General features: G+C 39.1%; 14 protein-coding genes and 1 riboswitch. Of the genes, 9 read left to right on the top strand and 5 right to left on the bottom strand.

What is annotated here, in order from left to right; all coding sequences use genetic code 11:
• Positions 1-48: 48 nt before the first annotated feature.
• The 5 genes from rapA to thiB all read right to left on the bottom strand — a co-directional run bounded on the left by rapA (position 49) and on the right by thiB (position 8865).
• A complete protein-coding gene (gene rapA, locus GTH24_RS16455) occupies positions 49-2952 on the bottom strand; it encodes an RNA polymerase-associated protein RapA (protein ID WP_164526713.1) in 2904 nt (967 codons plus the stop codon).
• Positions 2953-3135: 183 nt separating this feature from the next.
• Positions 3136-5490, bottom strand: a complete 2355-nt coding sequence (locus GTH24_RS16450; protein ID WP_072070041.1) for a DNA polymerase II — start codon at positions 5488-5490, stop codon at positions 3136-3138.
• Between the two features lie 87 nt (positions 5491-5577).
• A complete protein-coding gene (thiQ, locus tag GTH24_RS16445) occupies positions 5578-6279 on the bottom strand; it encodes a thiamine ABC transporter ATP-binding protein ThiQ (protein WP_072070040.1) in 702 nt (233 codons plus the stop codon).
• Complete coding sequence (gene thiP, locus GTH24_RS16440; protein ID WP_164526712.1) at positions 6272-7852, bottom strand: thiamine/thiamine pyrophosphate ABC transporter permease ThiP; 1581 nt, start codon at positions 7850-7852, stop codon at positions 6272-6274. The genes thiQ and thiP overlap by 8 nt, the downstream gene beginning before the upstream one ends.
• A complete protein-coding gene (gene thiB, locus GTH24_RS16435; RefSeq protein ID WP_115350145.1) occupies positions 7852-8865 on the bottom strand; it encodes a thiamine ABC transporter substrate binding subunit in 1014 nt (337 codons plus the stop codon). Before thiB ends, thiP begins: the two co-directional genes overlap by 1 nt.
• 65 nt (positions 8866-8930) lie before the next feature.
• Positions 8931-9022: riboswitch (TPP riboswitch) on the bottom strand.
• 112 nt (positions 9023-9134) lie between these two features.
• Between thiB and rppH the strand changes: the two genes are divergently transcribed.
• The 9 genes from rppH (at position 9135) to recC (ending at position 19355) form a co-directional block, all read left to right on the top strand.
• A complete protein-coding gene (rppH, locus tag GTH24_RS16430) occupies positions 9135-9665 on the top strand; it encodes an RNA pyrophosphohydrolase (RefSeq protein ID WP_036934096.1) in 531 nt (176 codons plus the stop codon).
• A gap of 8 nt (positions 9666-9673) precedes the next feature.
• Positions 9674-11920, top strand: a complete 2247-nt coding sequence (gene ptsP, locus GTH24_RS16425; protein WP_164526711.1) for a phosphoenolpyruvate--protein phosphotransferase — start codon at positions 9674-9676, stop codon at positions 11918-11920.
• A 79-nt stretch (positions 11921-11999) separates the two neighbouring features.
• Positions 12000-12890, top strand: a complete 891-nt coding sequence (lgt, locus tag GTH24_RS16420) for a prolipoprotein diacylglyceryl transferase (protein ID WP_072070037.1) — start codon at positions 12000-12002, stop codon at positions 12888-12890.
• A gap of 45 nt (positions 12891-12935) precedes the next feature.
• Positions 12936-13787 carry a thymidylate synthase gene (locus GTH24_RS16415; RefSeq protein WP_115350143.1) on the top strand — a complete coding sequence of 284 codons (852 nt, stop codon included), beginning with the start codon at positions 12936-12938 and terminating at the stop codon, positions 13785-13787.
• A gap of 228 nt (positions 13788-14015) precedes the next feature.
• Positions 14016-14531, top strand: coding sequence for a prepilin-type N-terminal cleavage/methylation domain-containing protein (locus GTH24_RS16410; RefSeq protein ID WP_164526710.1), 516 nt, complete (start codon positions 14016-14018; stop codon positions 14529-14531).
• Entirely contained in the window at positions 14525-15169 is a 645-nt protein-coding gene (locus GTH24_RS16405) for a prepilin peptidase-dependent protein (RefSeq protein ID WP_072070036.1), read from the top strand. The genes GTH24_RS16410 and GTH24_RS16405 overlap by 7 nt, the downstream gene beginning before the upstream one ends.
• Positions 15166-15627 carry a DUF2509 family protein gene (locus GTH24_RS16400; RefSeq protein WP_072070035.1) on the top strand — a complete coding sequence of 154 codons (462 nt, stop codon included), beginning with the start codon at positions 15166-15168 and terminating at the stop codon, positions 15625-15627. The genes GTH24_RS16405 and GTH24_RS16400 overlap by 4 nt, the downstream gene beginning before the upstream one ends.
• On the top strand, positions 15615-15959 hold the full coding sequence (locus GTH24_RS16395; protein ID WP_241253984.1) for a hypothetical protein: 345 nt from the start codon (positions 15615-15617) through the stop codon (positions 15957-15959). The genes GTH24_RS16400 and GTH24_RS16395 overlap by 13 nt, the downstream gene beginning before the upstream one ends.
• Positions 15960-15971: 12 nt before the next feature.
• On the top strand, positions 15972-19355 hold the full coding sequence (gene recC, locus GTH24_RS16390; RefSeq protein WP_164526709.1) for an exodeoxyribonuclease V subunit gamma: 3384 nt from the start codon (positions 15972-15974) through the stop codon (positions 19353-19355).
• Positions 19356-19368 lie beyond the last annotated feature (13 nt).

Here is a 19368-nt window from a genome sequence, read left to right as displayed (position 1 = left end):
ATCTCATCAAAACAACGGGGAGCAAAAGACTCCCCGCTTTAATGGTAATTATTGGTGGGTAACAACAATTAAACGTATTGAATCTAAGCGCCAATTTGCTTCATCTAAATGATTAAGAATATGGGTACGCTCATTTTCAATCGCTTCAACTTCATCATCACGAATATTTGGATTTACAGCGCGTAAAGCTTCTAGGCGTGATAATTCATGTGTTAATACGCGATCAGCTTCTTCTTTCGCTTTTTGAATAAGCCCTTTCGCTTCGACTTCCATTAATGGCTCAGAGGCTTTGAGTACATGGTGTACTTCGCTTTGTACCGCATTGACTAGTTTGCTAGAAGTATGACGGTTAACCGCATTTAATTGGCGGTTAAAACTTTCAAACTCAACTTGAGAGGCTAGGTTATTACCTTTTAGATCAAGTAATAAGCGAACTGGTGTTGCAGGTAAGAAACGACTTAAGTGAAGATGTTTAGGCGCTTGTGCTTCTACGACATAAATCAGTTCAACTAATAGCGTTCCTACTGGTAATGCTTTATTTTTTAATAAAGACACTGCACAGCTACCAGTATCACCTGATAGGATCAAATCTAAGCCATTACGGATAATGGGGTGTTCCCAACTGATAAATTGGGTATCTTCACGAGATAGCGCTTGCTCTCTATCAAATGTGATAGTGCAACCATCTTGTGGTAAGCCCGGGAAATCAGGCACTAGCATATGATCAGACGGCGTTAAAATAATTAAGCTGTCACTACGATCTTCTTGGTTAATACCAACGATATCAAACAAATTCAACGCAAAGTTAACTAATTCAGGATCATTATCTTGAGCCGCAATTTCACCCGCCAATTCAACGCCCACATCACCACCATTAGAGTGCATTTCTAATAGACGGTCACGGCCTTGCTCAAGTTTAAGTTTCATTTCATCATGCTGTTTACGACAAGCCGCAATAAACTCATCAAAGTCAGCTAATTCATTGGGTTGAGCAAGATAATTAACTAACGCATCATATTTACTGTCGTAAATAGTACGGCCAGTTGGGCAAGTATGTTCAAATGCATCTAATCCCTCATGGTACCAACGTAACAATACAGATTGAGCTGTACCTTCCAGATAAGGAATGCTGATATCAATGTCACGATTTTGGCCAATACGATCAAGACGACCAATACGTTGTTCTAATAAATCAGGATTAAATGGCAGATCAAACATGACCAGTTGATTTGCAAACTGGAAGTTACGTCCTTCTGAGCCGATTTCAGAACATAATAGAACCTGTGCGCCTTCTTCTTCAGACGCAAAATATGCTGCAGCGCGATCGCGTTCAAGTAAAGACATTCCTTCATGGAAGACTGCCGCACGAATAGCTTCGCGCTCGCGTAAAACTTGCTCTAGTTGCAATGCGGTTGCCGCTTGCGCACAAATAACCAGAACTTTTTCATTGCGATTTGCAGTTAAGAAACCAAGTAACCATTCAACACGAGGATCAAAGTTCCACCATGTTGCGTTTTCACCTTCGAATTCTTGGTAAATACGTTCAGGGTAGAGCATCTCTTTTGCACGAACTTCGAGGCTCTTTTTCGCCGCCATAATTTCGGCAACTTTAATCGCTGTTTGATATTGTGTTGGCAGTGGCATTTTAATCGCACGAAGTAAGCGATTAGGGAAACCTTTCACACCAGAGCGTGTATTACGGAATAACAGACGTCCCGTTCCGTGTCTGTCCATTAACATATGAACAAGTTCTTGGCGAGACTTAGTGCGTTCTTCGCCTTTGGTATTTGCCGCTTTTAGTAATGGCTCAACATCTTGCTCACTAATCATTTCGCTGATGATATTTTGTTGTTCGGTGTTTAAATCATCTTCTGATAGCAAAATAGTGACAGCATCGGCAACAGGACGGTATTTTTGTTGCTCATTGATAAATTCGTTATAGTCATGGAAACGACTTGGATCAAGCAGACGTAAACGAGCGAAGTGGCTTTCTTGACCTAATTGCTCAGGTGTTGCGGTTAATAGCAACACTGAAGGAATAGATTCAGCCAACTCTTCAATTACTTGATATTCACGGCTTGGTGCGTCTTCACTCCACACAAGGTGATGAGCCTCATCGACAACCAGCATGTCCCATGTTGCTTCAACGAGATGTTCAAAACGTTGCTTATTTTTACGCACAAAATCTAAAGAGCAGATGATCATTTGTTCTGTTTCAAATGGGTTATCGCTATCTAACAAGGATTCGCTATAACGACTATCATCAAACAGTGAGAAACGCAGATTGAAACGGCGTAACATTTCAACTAGCCATTGATGTTGTAAGCTTTCAGGCACGATAATTAACACACGCTCAGCCCGACCATCCATTAACTGTTGGTGGATAATCATACCCGCTTCAATGGTTTTACCCAGACCCACTTCATCCGCTAATAAAACGCGAGGGTTATGACGTTTACCCACTTCATTGGCAATGTAAAGCTGATGAGGGATCAGGCTTGCACGAATGCCACGTAAGCCACTTTGTGCTTGTTTAAATTGTTCGCTTAAGAATTTACGTGCGCGATAGCGTAAGGCAAAGCGATCCATACGATCAATTTGGCCTGCAAAAAGGCGATCTTGTGGTTTATTAAAAGTGAGTTTGTTATCTAAGAACACTTCACGTAATTGCGCAGGCTCTTCGGTGTCTAAACGTACACCTTGATAGATAAGAAGCCCATTATCTTCTACAACGTTATCGATGGCGAGTTTCCAGCCTTCGTGACTGGTGACGGTATCTCCCGCATTGAACATCACCCGCGTTATTGGGGCATCATGACGGGAGTAAAGGCGGTTTTCGCCACAGGCAGGAAAAAGTAAGGTCACCATGCGGGCATCAACTGCCACAACAGTACCCAGTCCAAGCTCGCTTTCAGTATCGCTAATCCAACGTTGACCAAGAGTAAAAGGCATATATATAAACTCAGCTCTCAAATATATAATTTAGGAATTATTAATGAATGCAGTATTGCGGTGTTGTCATTAAAATTTGTGGGATAAAAATGCCTGTTCTTGAAACAAGAAAAGTTAATTATCACCAAAGGGGCGTTATGTTAATAGATGCAAAGCAAACCGTCACCTGCAAAATGACACATCTTAAAATGTCAGCGTCATTTGTCCATTTAACAAGGTTGAAAAATCATCTTGTATAAAAGGCAGGATAGCATCTGCAATCGGCATTAACTGCTTATTGATATAGTGTTCGTAATCAGGTGCAGCGGTAATGTGCTCTAATGGTTCAGGTCCCAAGAGGGTAATTATATAACTAATCCAACCGCCTTGCTGATATTGTTGAGGTCTATTTTGGGATAAATTATATTCGTCAGCTTTACGTGCAGCTTTAACATGAGGGGGAACGTGATGCTGATATTCTGATAATTTTCGACGTAACCTTTTACGATACACTAATCTATCATCATATTTTCCCGCAAGCGTATCTGCGACATAATCACGAATAAACTGCTGGTAAGGTTGTTGATGAAAAATACGAGTATAAAGCTCTTGTTGAAATTTCTGAGCAAGAGGTGTCCAATCTGTTCTGACGGTTTCTAATCCTTTAAACACCATCTTATCATTGCTTAATCCCGCATAACGCTTTTTACTGCCTGTTTCCATACCTCGAACGGTTGGCATTAAAAAACGACGATAGTGTGTTTCATACTCTAGCTCTAATTTGCAATCAAGTTGATAGGTTTCAAAAAGGTGTGTTTTCCACCATTGGTTAACCTCTTGTACTAGATGATGCCCAATTTGTTGTGCTTGTTGCTCAGTATGTGGCGATTTAAGCCAAACAAAAGTAGAGTCCGTATCACCATAAATAACTTGATAACCTTTAGCTTCAATTAATGCTCGCGTTCTTTTCATAATCTCATGGCCACGTAAGGTAATTGAAGACGCCAGACGAGGATCAAAAAAACGACATCCCACTGAGCCTAAAACACCATAAAAAGCATTCATAATAATTTTGAGGGCTTGAGAAAGTGGGGCATTTTTATGTAATTTTGCGTTATCTCTTTCGTGCCAAATTTGCGACACAATAGTGGGTAAACAGTGCTTCTCCCGTGAAAACCATGCTTGGCGAAAACCAGGTATAGACAGTTTTTCATTAGGTTGATGTGTTCCTTCAATCATTCCAACAGGGTCAATTAAAAAAGTACGAATAATTGAGGGATAAAGGCTTTTGTAATCAAGCACAACGACCGAATCATATAAACCGGGAGTAGAGTCCATAACAAAGCCACCAGGGCTATGTTCTTCAGGCTTTTCACCTTGATTAGGGGCAACATATCCAATGCGATGCATAGATGGGAGATAAAGGTGTGTAAACGCGGCTACGGAGCCTCCACTTCTATCAACAGAAAGTCCTGTGACACAAGCTCTTTCTAATAAAAACGCCATAAGAGATGTGGCATCAAAAATGCGGTTTACTAAAACACAGTCTTGCCAGTTATAGTAGGCTAACGCAGGCTTATCTTCTTTAAAACGCCGATTAATTTCATCCATTCTGGCATAAGGTGTATCAATGGCTTTGCCTTCCCCTAATAGGCTTTGCGCGACTGATTCTAGGCTAAATGAGGAGAAGTTCCATGTAGCCATTTTCAGAGCTTCAATACCGTCAATAATTAAGCGGCCTTGTGCTGAGGCAAAGAAATGTCCTTTTTTAAAGCTATGCTCTCGCCACTCCAATGGATTATTTTGACGACCTAGTAACAAGCTCACGCCATAACGCTGAGCATGGGTATGTAAAATACGTAAATCGAATTGAATTAAATTCCAGCCAATAATGGCATCGGGATCGTAATGCTGCATCCATTCGTTGAGCTTTTCAATTAAACGTAATCGGCTACTGACATAACATAAACGATAGCTTTCAGGCTGTTGGTGTTCACTTTCTGCCGGGACATTATCTGTCAGCATAAACACAACATTATCGCCACAACCCGCAAGTCCAATAGAGTAAAGTTCACCGAATTCGCTAGTTTCAATATCTAAAGACACTGTTCGCAATGTAGGGCGATAATCAGGAGCGGGTTTTAGTGTCACGGTATTGTTTTGTTGATAACGAAACCAAATTGGTGCGGTGATAAAACGCTCCATCATATAACGTTCATGAGGGCGTATATCGGCCTCATAAAGACGTATGTGGTGCTCTTTGAGTTGTTGTTCTAGTTGAACGAGTTGTCGGTACTGTTTGCAGTAGATACCAAAAACCGGCTGCCTTTCAAAGTCTTTTAAATCGAGAGGGCGAATTTCTATATCAGGGTTTTTACTCACAAGTGAACGTAAAACGTTTTCATGCTGACGAGCAACAAAGCCAATAGCTTGTTGCAAAGGAACCGTGACTTTACGAGGTCCATTTTCTGTCGCTAACCAATAGGAGACGACAATACCTTTTGGGGTGTCGCTCCAGTGGCGGGTGAGAATAAAACCTTGTTCAGTATGGTCAACCATGGGCACCTAAACACACAAAAAATTCGCTAAAGATATGTTTATTATAGCCAAAATAGTGGTTATTTATACAGTTAATTTAAGGCGTATTTAATTAGAGGGAATACCTAAAATAAGTGATTGATCCACTTCACCATTTATCAACGATTGTGTATTGCCATCATACACAATTGTTCCGTTATCAATCACAATCGCTCTTGAGGCAATCTTGATAGCATCTTCTAAGCTATGTGAAACCATCAGTAAGGTTAGTTTTTTTTCTTCACAAAGTTGTTCTAGCAAAGCCAACATTTCGATGCGTAAAGCGGGGTCGAGTGCAGAAAAAGGCTCGTCGAGCAATAAGATAGGTTGTTCACGTACAAGACAACGAGCAATGGCAACACGTTGGCGCTGCCCTCCTGATAATTGTGAAGGTAAGCGATCAAGATATTCATTTAAAGAAACTTGCTTGGCTCTGTTTTCTAACAGTATTTTTTGTGTATCTGTGAGTTTTAAACCAGGATCTAATCCCAAGCCAATATTTTGCCTAACTGTTAAATGAGGAAATAAATTATTATCTTGAAATAACATAGAGATAGGGCGTTTTGCGGGTGCAGTTTTAGTGTGATCACAACCATTAAGAAAAAGGGTTCCTTTTTCAGAAGGCAAAAATCCAGCAATTAAACTGAGTAAGGTACTTTTCCCCGCGCCACTTGGGCCTAATACGGCGATACGCTCACCGGTGTTTACCGCTAAATTAAACACAAGGTGTTGGTGTTCATAGGTATAAGCAAGGTGCTCTAATTTAATCATGAGATTTTCCTGCCAATCGTTCTATTAGGCTAAAAAGAGAGAAGCAAAGTAGCAACAAGATCATGGCTGTGACAGCACCATCTTGCGTGTGATAAGCCCCAATTTGCTGATAAAGATAGAAAGGAAGTGTTCTAAATGTTTCATTACCAAATAGAGCAACAATACCAAAATCACCAATAGAAATAACACAAGCAAAAGCAAGTGCTTGTGAAATTGGTTTTCTTAATGCTCGTAACTCTATCCAACGAAGTCGATTGATACCCTGAATATTAAGCGATTGGCATAAAAGGCCATAACGTGAAGCAATATCATTCATTGGATTTTCGAGCACTTTTAAAGCATAAGGAATGGCAATTAATGCGTTGGTTAAAATCACTAATATATATGGTGATTCAGGGAGCCCAGTTGTATTGTTTAATAATAAGAAAAAGCCTGTTGCCAATACAATGCCCGGCATTGCCAGAATAATCAATCCACTCATTTCCATAGCCTGTCCCGCTTTTTTAAAGTGACGTAGGCGAAGTTCTCGGCTACTCCATAGCAACATCATTGTTAATACAACGCAAACAATACCCGCACCAACCGCTATAATGAGAGACGTTATAAAAGCCTGCCAAAGTATGGGTTGTTGTATCACTCGAATTAATTCGCTGTTAAGACCATCTGTTATCACCGCTAAAATAGGGGGCACTAAAAAAAGGATCGCGAGCGTAATAATTAGAGTATCAGTTATTTTGCTAAAGAGAGGATCATTGGGATCACGCCAATGCTGTTTTTGACTATCTCCGACAAAGAGTGTTCCTTTGAGTTTTTGACTAATTAGCACCAAACCTAAACAGCAAAAAAGCTGAATAAGGGCTAAAAGAGCCGCTCTATGTAAATCGTAGTCATAACTTAATGCTTGATAAATTGCTAGCTCAACGGTTGTTGCGGCAGGGCCTCCACCTAACGCCAGTACAGTGGCAAAGCTCGCAAAGCAGAGCATAAAAATCAGTGACGCTGTGGGAAGTATTTGTCGCCATAAATAGGGAAATTCTAGAAAGCGAAAACGTTGCCAGCCATTCATGCCTAATTGTGAGGCTAATTGGCGTTGTTCTGGCGAGATACTTTCGAGAGCTTGTAATAGCATTCGGGTTGCTAATGGCATATTGAAAAAAACATGTGCCAATAAAATGCCTTGTAAACCATAAGGGGTAAATTGGTAATTAATCCCCAGCCATTCACAAATTTGAGCAATCCAACCGACTCTTCCATAAACAGTTAAAATACCAAAAAGTGCCACTAAAACGGGTAACACAAGGCTCATGGCACATAAACGTAAGAAAAGTGTTCTACCTTTAAATTGGCGTCGATAAAGTGCTTTAGCGAGCCAAATGGCTGGTAATATTGAAAATAAGGCAGATAAAAAGGCTTGCCAGAAAGTAAAGCGCACGACATGCCATAAATAGTCATCAGCAAAAATAGAGGATAATTCACCACTTGGGGCATTAAACCATAATGCACCAAATGACAATAAAGCCACAATAAGCAGTAAACCCGAGGCACATAGCCCCGGGATAAGCCATCTTCTCATTAGCGACTAACCGCAGATTGCCAATTACGCGTCCATGTTTGACGCTCTTTAGCGACAACATCTGCATCAAATTGCAATGATTTTTCTGGTTTAGGCATCACAGAATAGACATCAGGTAACGGCATATCTATTACGGGATACATCCAATTGGTGGTGGGAATAGTTTCTTGGAAAGCTGGGGTTAGCATAAATTGCATAAATTGCTGAGCTAATTCAGGTTGTTTACTCGATTTGAGTTTTGCAGCAACCTCGACTTGTAAATAGTGTCCGTCAGAGAAAATAGCTGCCGCATAGTTATCTTTTTTATCCGCTAAAATGTGATAACCCGGTGATGAAGTATAACTTAGCACAAAATCACCTTCACCCTTTAAGAATAAGCCATAAGACTCACTCCAACCTTTTGTTACGGTAAGGGTTTTCTCAGATAATTTCTTCCATTGAGAGGCGGTATTTTCAGGATAAAGTGATTGCATCCATAGCATTAAGCCTAAGCCTGGTGTACTGGTACGAGGGTCTTGATACAGTATTTTCCACTTTTCTTGGCTATTTAGTAGCTCATCCATACTTTTGGGCGGGTTAGCAATACGGTTTTTATCATAAATAAACGCAAAGTAGCCGTAATCATAAGGCACAAAGGTATCGTCAGTCCATTTTTCAGGTAAGGCGAGTTTTGATGTATCGATATTACTTGGCGCAAAAAGCCCGGTTTCTTTAGCCGCATGTATCAGATTGTTATCTAAACCTAAAATAATGTCAGCTTTACTTTTGCCACCTTCCATACGTAAGCGATTAAGCAAAGAAACACCATCAGAAAGGGCTACAAGCTTTAATTCACAATCACACTGTTGCTCAAATGCTTTTTTAATAGCAGGTCCAGGGCCCCAATCTGCGGTAAATGAGTCATAGGTATAAACAGTTAGTGTCGGTTTTTGTGCTTGAGCTTGTGTTGAAAAAGCACTTATTACACCCAGTACACCCAGTAGGAAAGTAAAACGAAGCGATTTAGTTAACACGTTTAGTTCCTCAGTAAAAAGTCAGGTAGGATCTGAGGAGTGAGGACCGCAAATCATGAAATATTGCATTATCCTGACTCAAATCCCTACGCCAGTATTAGCTGGATCAGGTTCCACGGGTTTTTCTCAGCCTAACAAGGCACCCCGTTGAGACTTTCCCATTGTAGATAAATACACACGTTGTGCAAAGTCTGTTGATAGAGGTTTACCGTTTGTGGGTAGTATGAAACAATGAGTTATCTTTCAAATTTGGTTATTGAGGTAGTCTAGTGATCGATGATGATGGCTACCGCCCGAATGTAGGGATTGTAATTTGTAATCGGCAAGGGCAAGTGCTTTGGGCTCGTCGCTATGGGCAACATTCATGGCAATTTCCTCAAGGGGGAATTAATCCTGGAGAATCGCCAGAGCAGGCAATGTACCGAGAGTTGTTCGAAGAAGTTGGGTTAAGTCGCAAGGATGTTAAAATTCTTGCCTCCACACGTAACTGGTTACGTTACAAGTTACCGAAACGTTTGGTGCGTTGGGATACAAAACCTGTTTGTATTGGACAAAAACAGCGTTGGTTCCTTTTGCAGTTAACAAGTAATGATAAGGACATTAACGTTCAACAAAGCAAAACGCCAGAATTTGATGGCTGGCGTTGGGTGAGTTACTGGTATCCTGTTCGACAAGTCGTCTCTTTTAAGCGTGATGTTTATCGTCGTGTAATGAAAGAGTTCGCACCAGTAGTCATGCCATTGCAAGAACAAGTGTCTTTACCTCGTCCATCGTATGGATATCGGCGTAAAAGGTATTAGATAACACTATGCTGACACGTTTGCGAGAAATTGTAGAAAAAGTGGCTATGGCAGCAGGACTTCCAGAAGCACTTGAACTCTTAGTCAAGGAAACGTGTCAGGCAATGCACACGGATGTGTGTTCTATTTATCTTGCTGATAAGCAACGTAGTTGTTTTTATCTAATGGCCACAAAAGGGCTTAAAAAACCCAGAGGACGAGCTGTTAGCCTCTCTTTTGATGAAGGCGTTGTTGGTGAAGTTGGACGCCTTTCTGAGCTTATCAATCTCGCGGATATTCGTGAGCACCCTAGTTTTAAATACCTTCCTCAAGTAAAAGAAGATGATCTGCGCGCTTTCCTTGGTGTGCCTATTGTTTATCGTCGTCAACTTCTTGGTGTTTTAGTTGTTCAACAAAAAGAGCGTCGCTTATTTAACGAGAGCGAGGAGTCTTTTATGGTGACGCTAGCAACACAATTAGGTGCAACGTTATCGCAAGTACAAACGAAAGGACTTTTTGGACAATATCGTCAAAGTCGCATTAAAGCATTATCCATTTCTACGGGCGTGGTTATGGCGTATGGCTGGCAAGAAGTCTCGCAACCCATCCTTGAGAATGTATTTAAAGCCAGTGCTCTGGATATAAAAGCAGAACTCAATCGACTTACAGTGGCTTTAGAAGATGCTACAGCAGAATGTCGCCGTTTTAGTAAGCGTTTTATGGCGAATGCACAAAAAGAGAGTGCTGCCATTTTTGATCTCTACTCGCATTTACTTAATGATCCCCAACTTAAACACAAAATGACAGCGGTTATCACTCAAGGATATGTCGCAGAATGGGCTGTCAAAGTGGTTGTTGAGAAAGTTTCGGCACAATTTTCTAGCCTGAAAGATGGCTACATGCGAGAAAGAGCCTCTGATCTAAAAGCATTAGGACGGCGTTTATTATTTCATTTAGATGATGAGGTAAGTTCAACCAATATTTGGCCTGAGCGCTTTATTTTGGTGGCAGATGAATTAAGCGCAAGTTTATTGGCCGAATTACCTGAACAACAACTTGCAGGTGTGATTGTGCGAGATGGTGCAACACACTCACATTCTGCGATCCTTGTTAGAGCAATGGGAATTCCTGCGATTATGGGTGCGGATATTCAACCTGAGCTTTTACATAATCGCATGCTTATTCTTGATGGTTATCGTGGCGAGATATTTATTGAACCAGAGCCTTTTATAGCCCAAGAATATAAACAGATTATTGATGAAGAGAGTGTATTAAGTCAGATTGCAGAAGAACAGCTAGAGCACCAAGCTGTTCTCAAAAATGGTGAATCGGTTAGCGTTCAATTGAATGCAGGATTAAATATTAAATACGAGCAACGTATTAGTATGGGAATAGACGGTGTTGGTTTATATCGGACAGAAATTCCTTTTATGCTACAAAGCGGTTTCCCATCAGAAGATGAACAAAAAAATCGCTATCGTGAAATACTCTCTTTTTTTCCCGATAAACCCGTTGTGTTACGTGCATTAGATGTGGGTGCAGATAAACAACTTCCTTATATGCCCATTAATGAGGAAAATCCTTGCTTGGGTTGGCGAGGAATAAGAGTATTACTCGATCAACCTGAAATTTTCCTTATTCAGCTTCGTGCTATGCTAAAAGCAAACCTCGAATTTAAAAATTTGAAAATATTGTTGCCGATGGTGACAAGTATTGATGAAATTGACGAAGCGAGAACATTGCTATTACGTGCATGTGATGAAGTGAGTCGAGAGTTAAAATGTGAATGTGCTTTACCACCGTTAGGTATTATGCTTGAAGTTCCCTCGTTGGTATTTATGTTGTCACAATTAGCTAATCGGGTTGATTTTATTTCTGTTGGAACAAACGATTTAACTCAATACTTGCTTGCAGTCGATCGTAATAATACCCATGTCGCATCACTCTATGATAATTTGCATCCTGCATTATTACGTTCACTGAGTTTGATTGCGACACAATGCCAATATTACCGGTTACCAATCAGTGTTTGTGGCGAAATGGCAGGAACACCTATAGGGGCATTGCTGTTAATAGGGCTTGGTTTTAGGCAGTTAAGTATGAGTGGACGTAGTTTACCTAGGGTAAAATACTTATTACGCCATCTTGATCCTGTGGCGCTACAGCCTTTTATGCAACAAGTGTTGCAAGCTGAAACAGCAACAGAAATCAAAAAATTGTCTTCTGAGTTTATGGAAAGACAAGGATTAGGTGGATTAATTCGCGGAGGTATTTGACATGCCTTTGTATAAGCCTTTTCTGTGTTGGCTATAAAGAGCAAACACAGAAATTATTAATTAAGTGAAGTAGGGAATAATGAGTATAAACTACCTTAAATTTCCAGAGATTGATCCCGTTATGTTTTCTATCGGTCCTGTGTCATTACACTGGTACGGTATGATGTATTTAGTTGGATTTGTCTTTGCCTTATGGCTTGCAAATCGACGAGCCGCAAAACCGAATAGTGGTTGGAATAAAAATGAAGTTGAAACATTACTTTATGTCGGTTTTGTTGGTGTGTTTATCGGTGGCCGCTTAGGTTATGTTTTATTCTATAATCTGCCAGTCTTTTTAAATGATCCTCTTTACCTCTTTAAAGTTTGGGATGGCGGTATGTCGTTCCATGGTGGTTTAATTGGGGTGATTTGTGCCATGATCTGGTTTGCAAAACGCACTAAACGTAGATTTTTCCAAGTGGCTGATTTTGTTGCGCCTTTAATCCCGTTCGGTTTAGGTTTAGGTCGTATTGGTAACTTTATTAATGGTGAATTATGGGGGCGCGTCACATTAGATACGCCTTGGGCCTTCTTATTTCCAAACTCTCGCTCTGAAGATCTTCAGCTTGTTGCTCAAGATCCATCAACGCTGCTACCTATTATTCAAGAGTATGGGGTTTTACCTCGTCACCCTTCACAACTCTATGAAATGTTGTTAGAAGGGGTAGTGTTATTTATTATTCTTAATATTTTTGTGCGTAAAAATCGTCCAGTAGGCAGTGTTTCGGGTCTATTCCTGATAGGTTATGGTGCATTCCGTATTATTGTTGAATTCTTCCGTCAACCTGATGCGCAATTAGGGCTGTTTAGCGGTGTGAGTATGGGACAATTACTCTCAATTCCAATGATTTTGTTGGGTATTATTTTTATGGTATGGGCTTATCGCCAAGATAAAAAAGCACCACAAAACCCAACACCAACTCACAAATAGTGTGAGATAAATTTTTATTATTAGCTAATTAACAAGAGAGACAACATGAAGCAGTATCTGGCATTGTGTCAACGCATTATCGATGAAGGGGAATGGATTGATAATAAACGGACAGGAACCCGTTGTTTAACGGTGATTAATGCCGATCTGGAATATGATGTTGCGAATAACCAATTTCCGTTAATAACGACACGAAAAAGTTTTTATAAAGCCGCAATAGCAGAACTGTTAGGGTATTTGCGTGGCTATGATAATGCAGCACAATTTCGTGAAATTGGTTGTAATACATGGAATGCCAATGCGAATGAAAATGGTGCATGGTTAAATAACCCTCATCGAAAAGGTGAAGACGATATGGGCCGTGTTTATGGTGTCCAAGGACGCCAATGGCAGCGCCCTGATGGTTCTCATTTTGATCAACTGCGTAAAGTGGTCGATAACCTTACTAAAGGTATCGATGATCGTGGTGAAATCATCACGTTTTACAATCCAGGTGAAACTGAACTAGGTTGTTTACGCCCTTGTATGCATACGCATACCTTTTCACTTGTTGGTGATACCCTTTATTTAACCTCTTATCAGCGCAGTTGTGATGTGCCACTAGGTTTAAATTTCAACCAAATTCAGTGCTTTGTCTTATTAGCGCTGGTGGCTCAAATTACAGGACATAAACCAGGTAAAGCATTTCATAAGATAATCAATGCACATATCTATGAAAATCAATTGCCTCTAATGCGTGATGTGCAGTTAAAAAGAGAACCTTTACCGTTACCAACGTTGCATATCAATCCAAAAATCAAAACATTGGAAGATATCGAAACATGGGTAACAACAGATGATTTTACTGTTGAAGGCTATCAATGCCATGAAGCAATAAAATATCCATTTACGGTATAATTTCTCCTTTACTTTTAAAGCCCCGGTTTAGTCATAAGCAGGGGCTTTTTTATTGATTTTTTATTTAAAATTTAAAGCGTTGTCAGTATTTATTAATCATAAATACGTTTATTTTGTATTTGCTCTGAAAATATTATTATTGCGTAACTGTTCGAGAAAAATGCTTATTTTTGTTTACCTTTAAGGCTGTAGTCTGCATGCTCACCACAGGCTAAAAAGGAGAAACAAATGAACAATAACAATAATAGAAAATTAAGCCTAAATAGGGAGTTTCAGAAAAAAAGTGAGCAAGGTATCAGTTTACTCGAAATACTTATCGTGATGCTGATAGTCTCTATTTTAAGTTATTTATCAATTTCTTCTTATCAACATTTTATTAAGCAACGCCATTTAATACAGAGTGTACGAGAAACCATTGTTTTTCTTTCTTATCAGCAACAGCAGGCGTTGTTGTTTAATGTCAAAATTAAAATATCACTTCATTTATCGCCCAGTAATAAAATAGTCGCTATTCCTTTTTCTCTACGATACTTACCTGAAAAACAAACGATTTATCAATTAGCCCAAGGTATTCAACTTAAGCAATCAACCGTCTCAAATTTTACGTTTGGTGGAATTCGCCAAACATTAAAACCCATGAGTTTTGTGCTTCAAAATGAAGAGGATGAAGTGAAAATTATTATTTCATCTTTAGGTAGGATAAGAGTGTGTAGTCAGAAAATAAAGGTGTTTTCATCATGTTAAAACGATCTGTATTTTCTTTTTCATCAGGAATGGTATTGATGGAATGTCTTTTTGCTATTGCGATAAGTGGGATTTTATTTCTTTGTATCAGCAGAGCTTATCCCCAAATAATGAATACGCTACTCCATTCTTATCAACAATATCAATTAGATATTTTTTTAAGAGAGCGATTATTGGTACTTGAAACACAATTAAGGCGTACAGGGTATTGTTATGGCGATTGTGTTAATACGTTGAAGGTAGGTGGCTTGCAAGTGTCACCTTTAAAAATAGGGCAGTATCCTAATCAAGGAAAAAATTCCTGCGTTATTTTTGCTTATGACATAAACAGTAATGGTCGATGGGAGCCTCCTTTGTCAAAAGAGAGTGATTATTTTGGATATCGCCTTAAAAAGGGACAATTAGAGCAATTAAGAGGTGTAAAAGATTGTGCCTCTTCAGGATGGCAACAATTTTTCGAAAATAACGAGATTGAGGTAACGGAGTTTATTTTACAGCCTTATGCTAAAACGTATTCTGTGAAAGAAAACCCGTATTTTTATCTTTCTATTTCTTTAAAATTTCATTTAAAACAAAAGCCTGAAATAAAATCACATTATCAAAATATCATCCGTTTAAGGAATGTGACTGCATTATGAATATTTATTTCACTCACAGGAGCAATGAACAAGGCTTAGCGGGTATATTTGTAGTGATAGGTTTTATTGGCATGAGTTTATCTATGCTCGGAGATTTTTCTTACCATTACAGACAATCTGAACAAGTAGTGATGCAAGAGTTACAAGCAAGACAGGCCTTTTTATTTGCTGAATCTGCTCTGCAATGGGGAATAACACAGGATTGGGAACTTTCATCAATACAATTAAACCAATGGCAATGCCGTCCTTTTTATGCTGATCCCAAAATAAAGAGCTGCTTATTTTTAATCTCAGCAGATAAGGCCTTACTTCAAGGACAAGCAGAAAGTTTATTAGGTTATAAAGTATATCATTATCAATGGATTAGTTTTAAAAAAGGGAAAGATAAAGCTATTGTGCCTGATCCAAATGGATGGCTAGATTATTGCCCATTCGTGCATAAGGAGTGTGTATCATAAAAAAGGCTCAAAATAGATCAGAAAATGGTTCTATCTTACTTAATACAATGTTTGTATTACTATTTTTTAATATTAGTTTTGTCGCTATTATAGGGTATAGTCAATCATTAAAAGTCGATTTTCAGCGGTTAATTCAAATACAGCAAACAGGACAGGGGATCTTTGTTTTATTTGAAAAATTACCTGATAAATCACCTTACTATTTTGCTTATAACCAGAAAATAATGATGCATTCTCTTTCACATTCTGAAGGTTGTCAGCAAATGGAAGGTTATGTTGCTAATAATATTTTACCCACGATAAATTTATACTATTGGTCATGCAATCCATAAGATGAGGATCTGATGTTTCATATATATCACTCAAATCAGTTGTCATTATTAAAGTCACTTATGGTGCACTTTATGCAGACCAGACCACTCTCTTCTCCCTTTGAACAAGAAGTAATTTTAGTACAAAGCCCCGGAATGTCTCAGTGGTTGCAAATTCAACTTGCTGAAAGTTTAGGAATTGCAGCAAATATTCGCTATCCATTGCCTGCAACATTCATTTGGGAAATGTTTACGCGGGTACTATCAGGCATACCTAAAGAAAGTGCTTTTTCTAAAGATGCTATGACATGGAAATTAATGGCATTATTACCTGAATATTTATCTCATGAAGAATTTAAACCACTACTTCATTATCTTGATGATGATGAAGATAAACGTAAATTACACCAATTAGCGGGGCGTGTTGCTGACTTATTTGACCAATATTTGGTGTATCGTTCAGATTGGTTAGCTTCGTGGGAAAAAGATGAATTGATAGAAGGGCTGAGTGAGAATCAGCGTTGGCAGAAAATATTGTGGGTAGCATTACAGCAATACACAAAAGATCTCAATCAGCCTCAATGGCATCGTTCTAATCTTTACCAGCAATTTATTTCGACATTAAATGGTGCAAAAGAAGGAGAACTTCAGCATTGTTTTCCATCTCGTATTTTTATTTGTGGAATTTCGGCATTACCGCAAGTTTATTTGCAGGCGTTACAGGCTATTGGGCGTCATACAGAGATTTATTTACTCTTTACCAATCCTTGCCGTTACTATTGGGGTGATATTCAAGATCCTAAATTTCTTGCTCGGCTTAATAGTAGAAAACCTCGTCATTATCAGCAATTGCATGAATCACCTTGGTTTAAAGATGAAAAAAATGCCTCATCGTTATTTAATGAAGAGGGGGAGCAAAATATTGGTAATCCGCTATTAGCTTCATGGGGAAAATTGGGTAAAGATAATCTCTATTTTCTTTCTGAACTTGAGTATATCGATGTATTGGATGCTTTTGTTGATATTCCAAGAGATAATTTACTTCATCAATTACAAGCAGATATTCTTGATTTAGAAGATTTTTCACAATTAGGCACAACACTTAAAACCTATGAATGTAGTGAAAAAAAACGTGTTATCTCACTAGATGATCACTCGTTGACCTTTCATGCAAGCCATAGCCCGCAACGCGAAGTAGAAGTATTACAAGATCAATTACTGCATTTGCTTGAGCAAGATCCCGAATTGCTACCAAGGGATATTATTGTGATGGTTGCGGATATTGATAATTATACACCTTATATTCAGGCTGTTTTTGGTAATGCACCTGCTGAACGTTATCTCCCTTTTGCTATTTCTGATAGAAAAGCACGTCAAGCACACCCAGTATTACAAGCCTTTATTACGCTATTAGAGCTTCCTCAAAGTCGTTTTACAGCAGAACAAGTCTTAGCTTTACTTGAAGTACCTGCGTTAGCTGGGCATTTTTCTATTTTTGAAAGTGAATTAAAACTACTACGCCGATGGGTGGATGAATCAGGCATACGTTGGGGATTGGATGATGAAAACGTAGCTTCATTTTTACTCCCTATCACCGGTAAAAATACATGGGAGTTTGGTTTACTTCGTATGCTACTTGGTTATGCGATGGAAAGCGAAAATGGCCCTTGGAAAGGAGTGCTTCCTTATGATGAATCTAGTGGGTTAGTTGCAGAGCTTGCAGGGCATCTTGCTGATTTTCTTTACACATTAAGTGAATGGCGTACACGTTTAAGTGAAACTCGCTCCTTAGAAGCGTGGTTAGAGATTGGACAGCAATTAGTTGATGCCTTTTTTGAAGCTGATGAAGAGACAGAGCTAGTTTTAGCGTTGATCACACAACAGTGGCAAAAAGTGATTGAAAACGGATTGAAAGCGCAATATCAAAATGAAATCCCATTAGTGCTTATTCGAGATGAATTAACGGTACGATTTGATGATGAAAAAATCAGTCAGCGCTTTTTGGCGGGAAGCCTGAACTTTTGTACGCTGATGCCTATGCGCTCAATTCCTTTTAAAGCAGTGTGCTTATTAGGAATGAATGATGGCATTTATCCTCGTAATATTCAGCCATTAGGCTTTGATTTAATGGCAGAAAAGCGACGTCGTGGTGATAGAAAACGTCGAGATGATGACCGTTATTTATTCCTTGAGGCACTGAGTTCGGCCGAAAAATACCTTTATATCAGTTATATCGGTAAATCGATACGTGATGATCGAGAATGTAATCCATCAGTATTAATCAAAGAGTTACAAGACTATATTGGTCAAAATTTCCGTTTACCTGATGACGGAAAATTTAATGTTGATGATAGTGCGACTCGTATTAATCAGCATTTATTAACACAGCATAGTCGTGTTCCTTTTGCTCAAGAAAACTTCCACATTGAGGCACTCACTCGTTCTTATGCCTCAGAATGGTTACCGGCTGCCAGTGGGCAAGGGGAGGCTCATCAAGGTTTTACGGAGTCATTAGATGATGATATATCAATAGATAAAGTCTCCGTTGATGCACTTTCTCGTTTTTATCGTCATCCGGTCCGTGCATTTTTCCAACAAAGATTAAAAACAAACTTTGTTATTGAAGAGACAGAATTGCCCGAAGAAGAGCCTTTTGTGATAAATGCACTTCAGCGCTATCTATTAAATCAATGGCTATTGAAAGCATTGATTGATGAAACCTCAACAGGAGCACTCTTTGAACGTATTAAAGCAGCAGGGCAACTTCCAGCAAGTGCATTTGGTCAAATTTATTGGGAACAACAAATAGAAGAGTTACTCCCTTTAGCTGAAAAAGTGAGAAGTGAACGATTAGCTTCGTATTCTGTCACATTAGAGCAAAGCTTTAGTGCTATGCCATTAATTGGGCGTTTAAATGAAGTGCAAGCCGATGGCTTATTACGTTGGCGACCTGCAAGTTTAACGGCTAATGACTTATTGCAACTATGGATTGAACATCTGGTTTATTGTTTGAAAGAGGGAACTGGCGAAAGTCGGTTTTATGGTAGAAAGGAAACGCAATGGTGTTTATTGCCAGTTGATCCTGAATTTGCTTATTCGACTTTAGATAATTTAATTCACGATTATAAACAAGGGTTAAATAGCCCATTAGCATTATTTTCGAAGAGTGGCTGGGCTTGGTTACAAGCTTGCTATGATAAAAAAACACAAGAATTTTTACTTGATGATGAAGAGACACTCGCAAAAGCAGAGTTAGTGCTGCTGCAACATTTAACGGATAGCTATAATCGAGATGGCGAAATGAGTGATATGTATGTTCAGCGTGCATTCTCTCAATTAGACGAGCATTTTTTACAAACTGTAAAACAGACGACATTAACGATATTTAAACCAATAATTCCATTTTTAAAAAAATAAGGGAGCTCATATC

The organism is Proteus vulgaris, assembly GCF_011045815.1.
GTDB classification, from domain to species: Bacteria; Pseudomonadota; Gammaproteobacteria; order Enterobacterales; family Enterobacteriaceae; genus Proteus; species Proteus vulgaris_B.
This window is presented reverse-complemented; position numbering and strand designations above follow the sequence as displayed.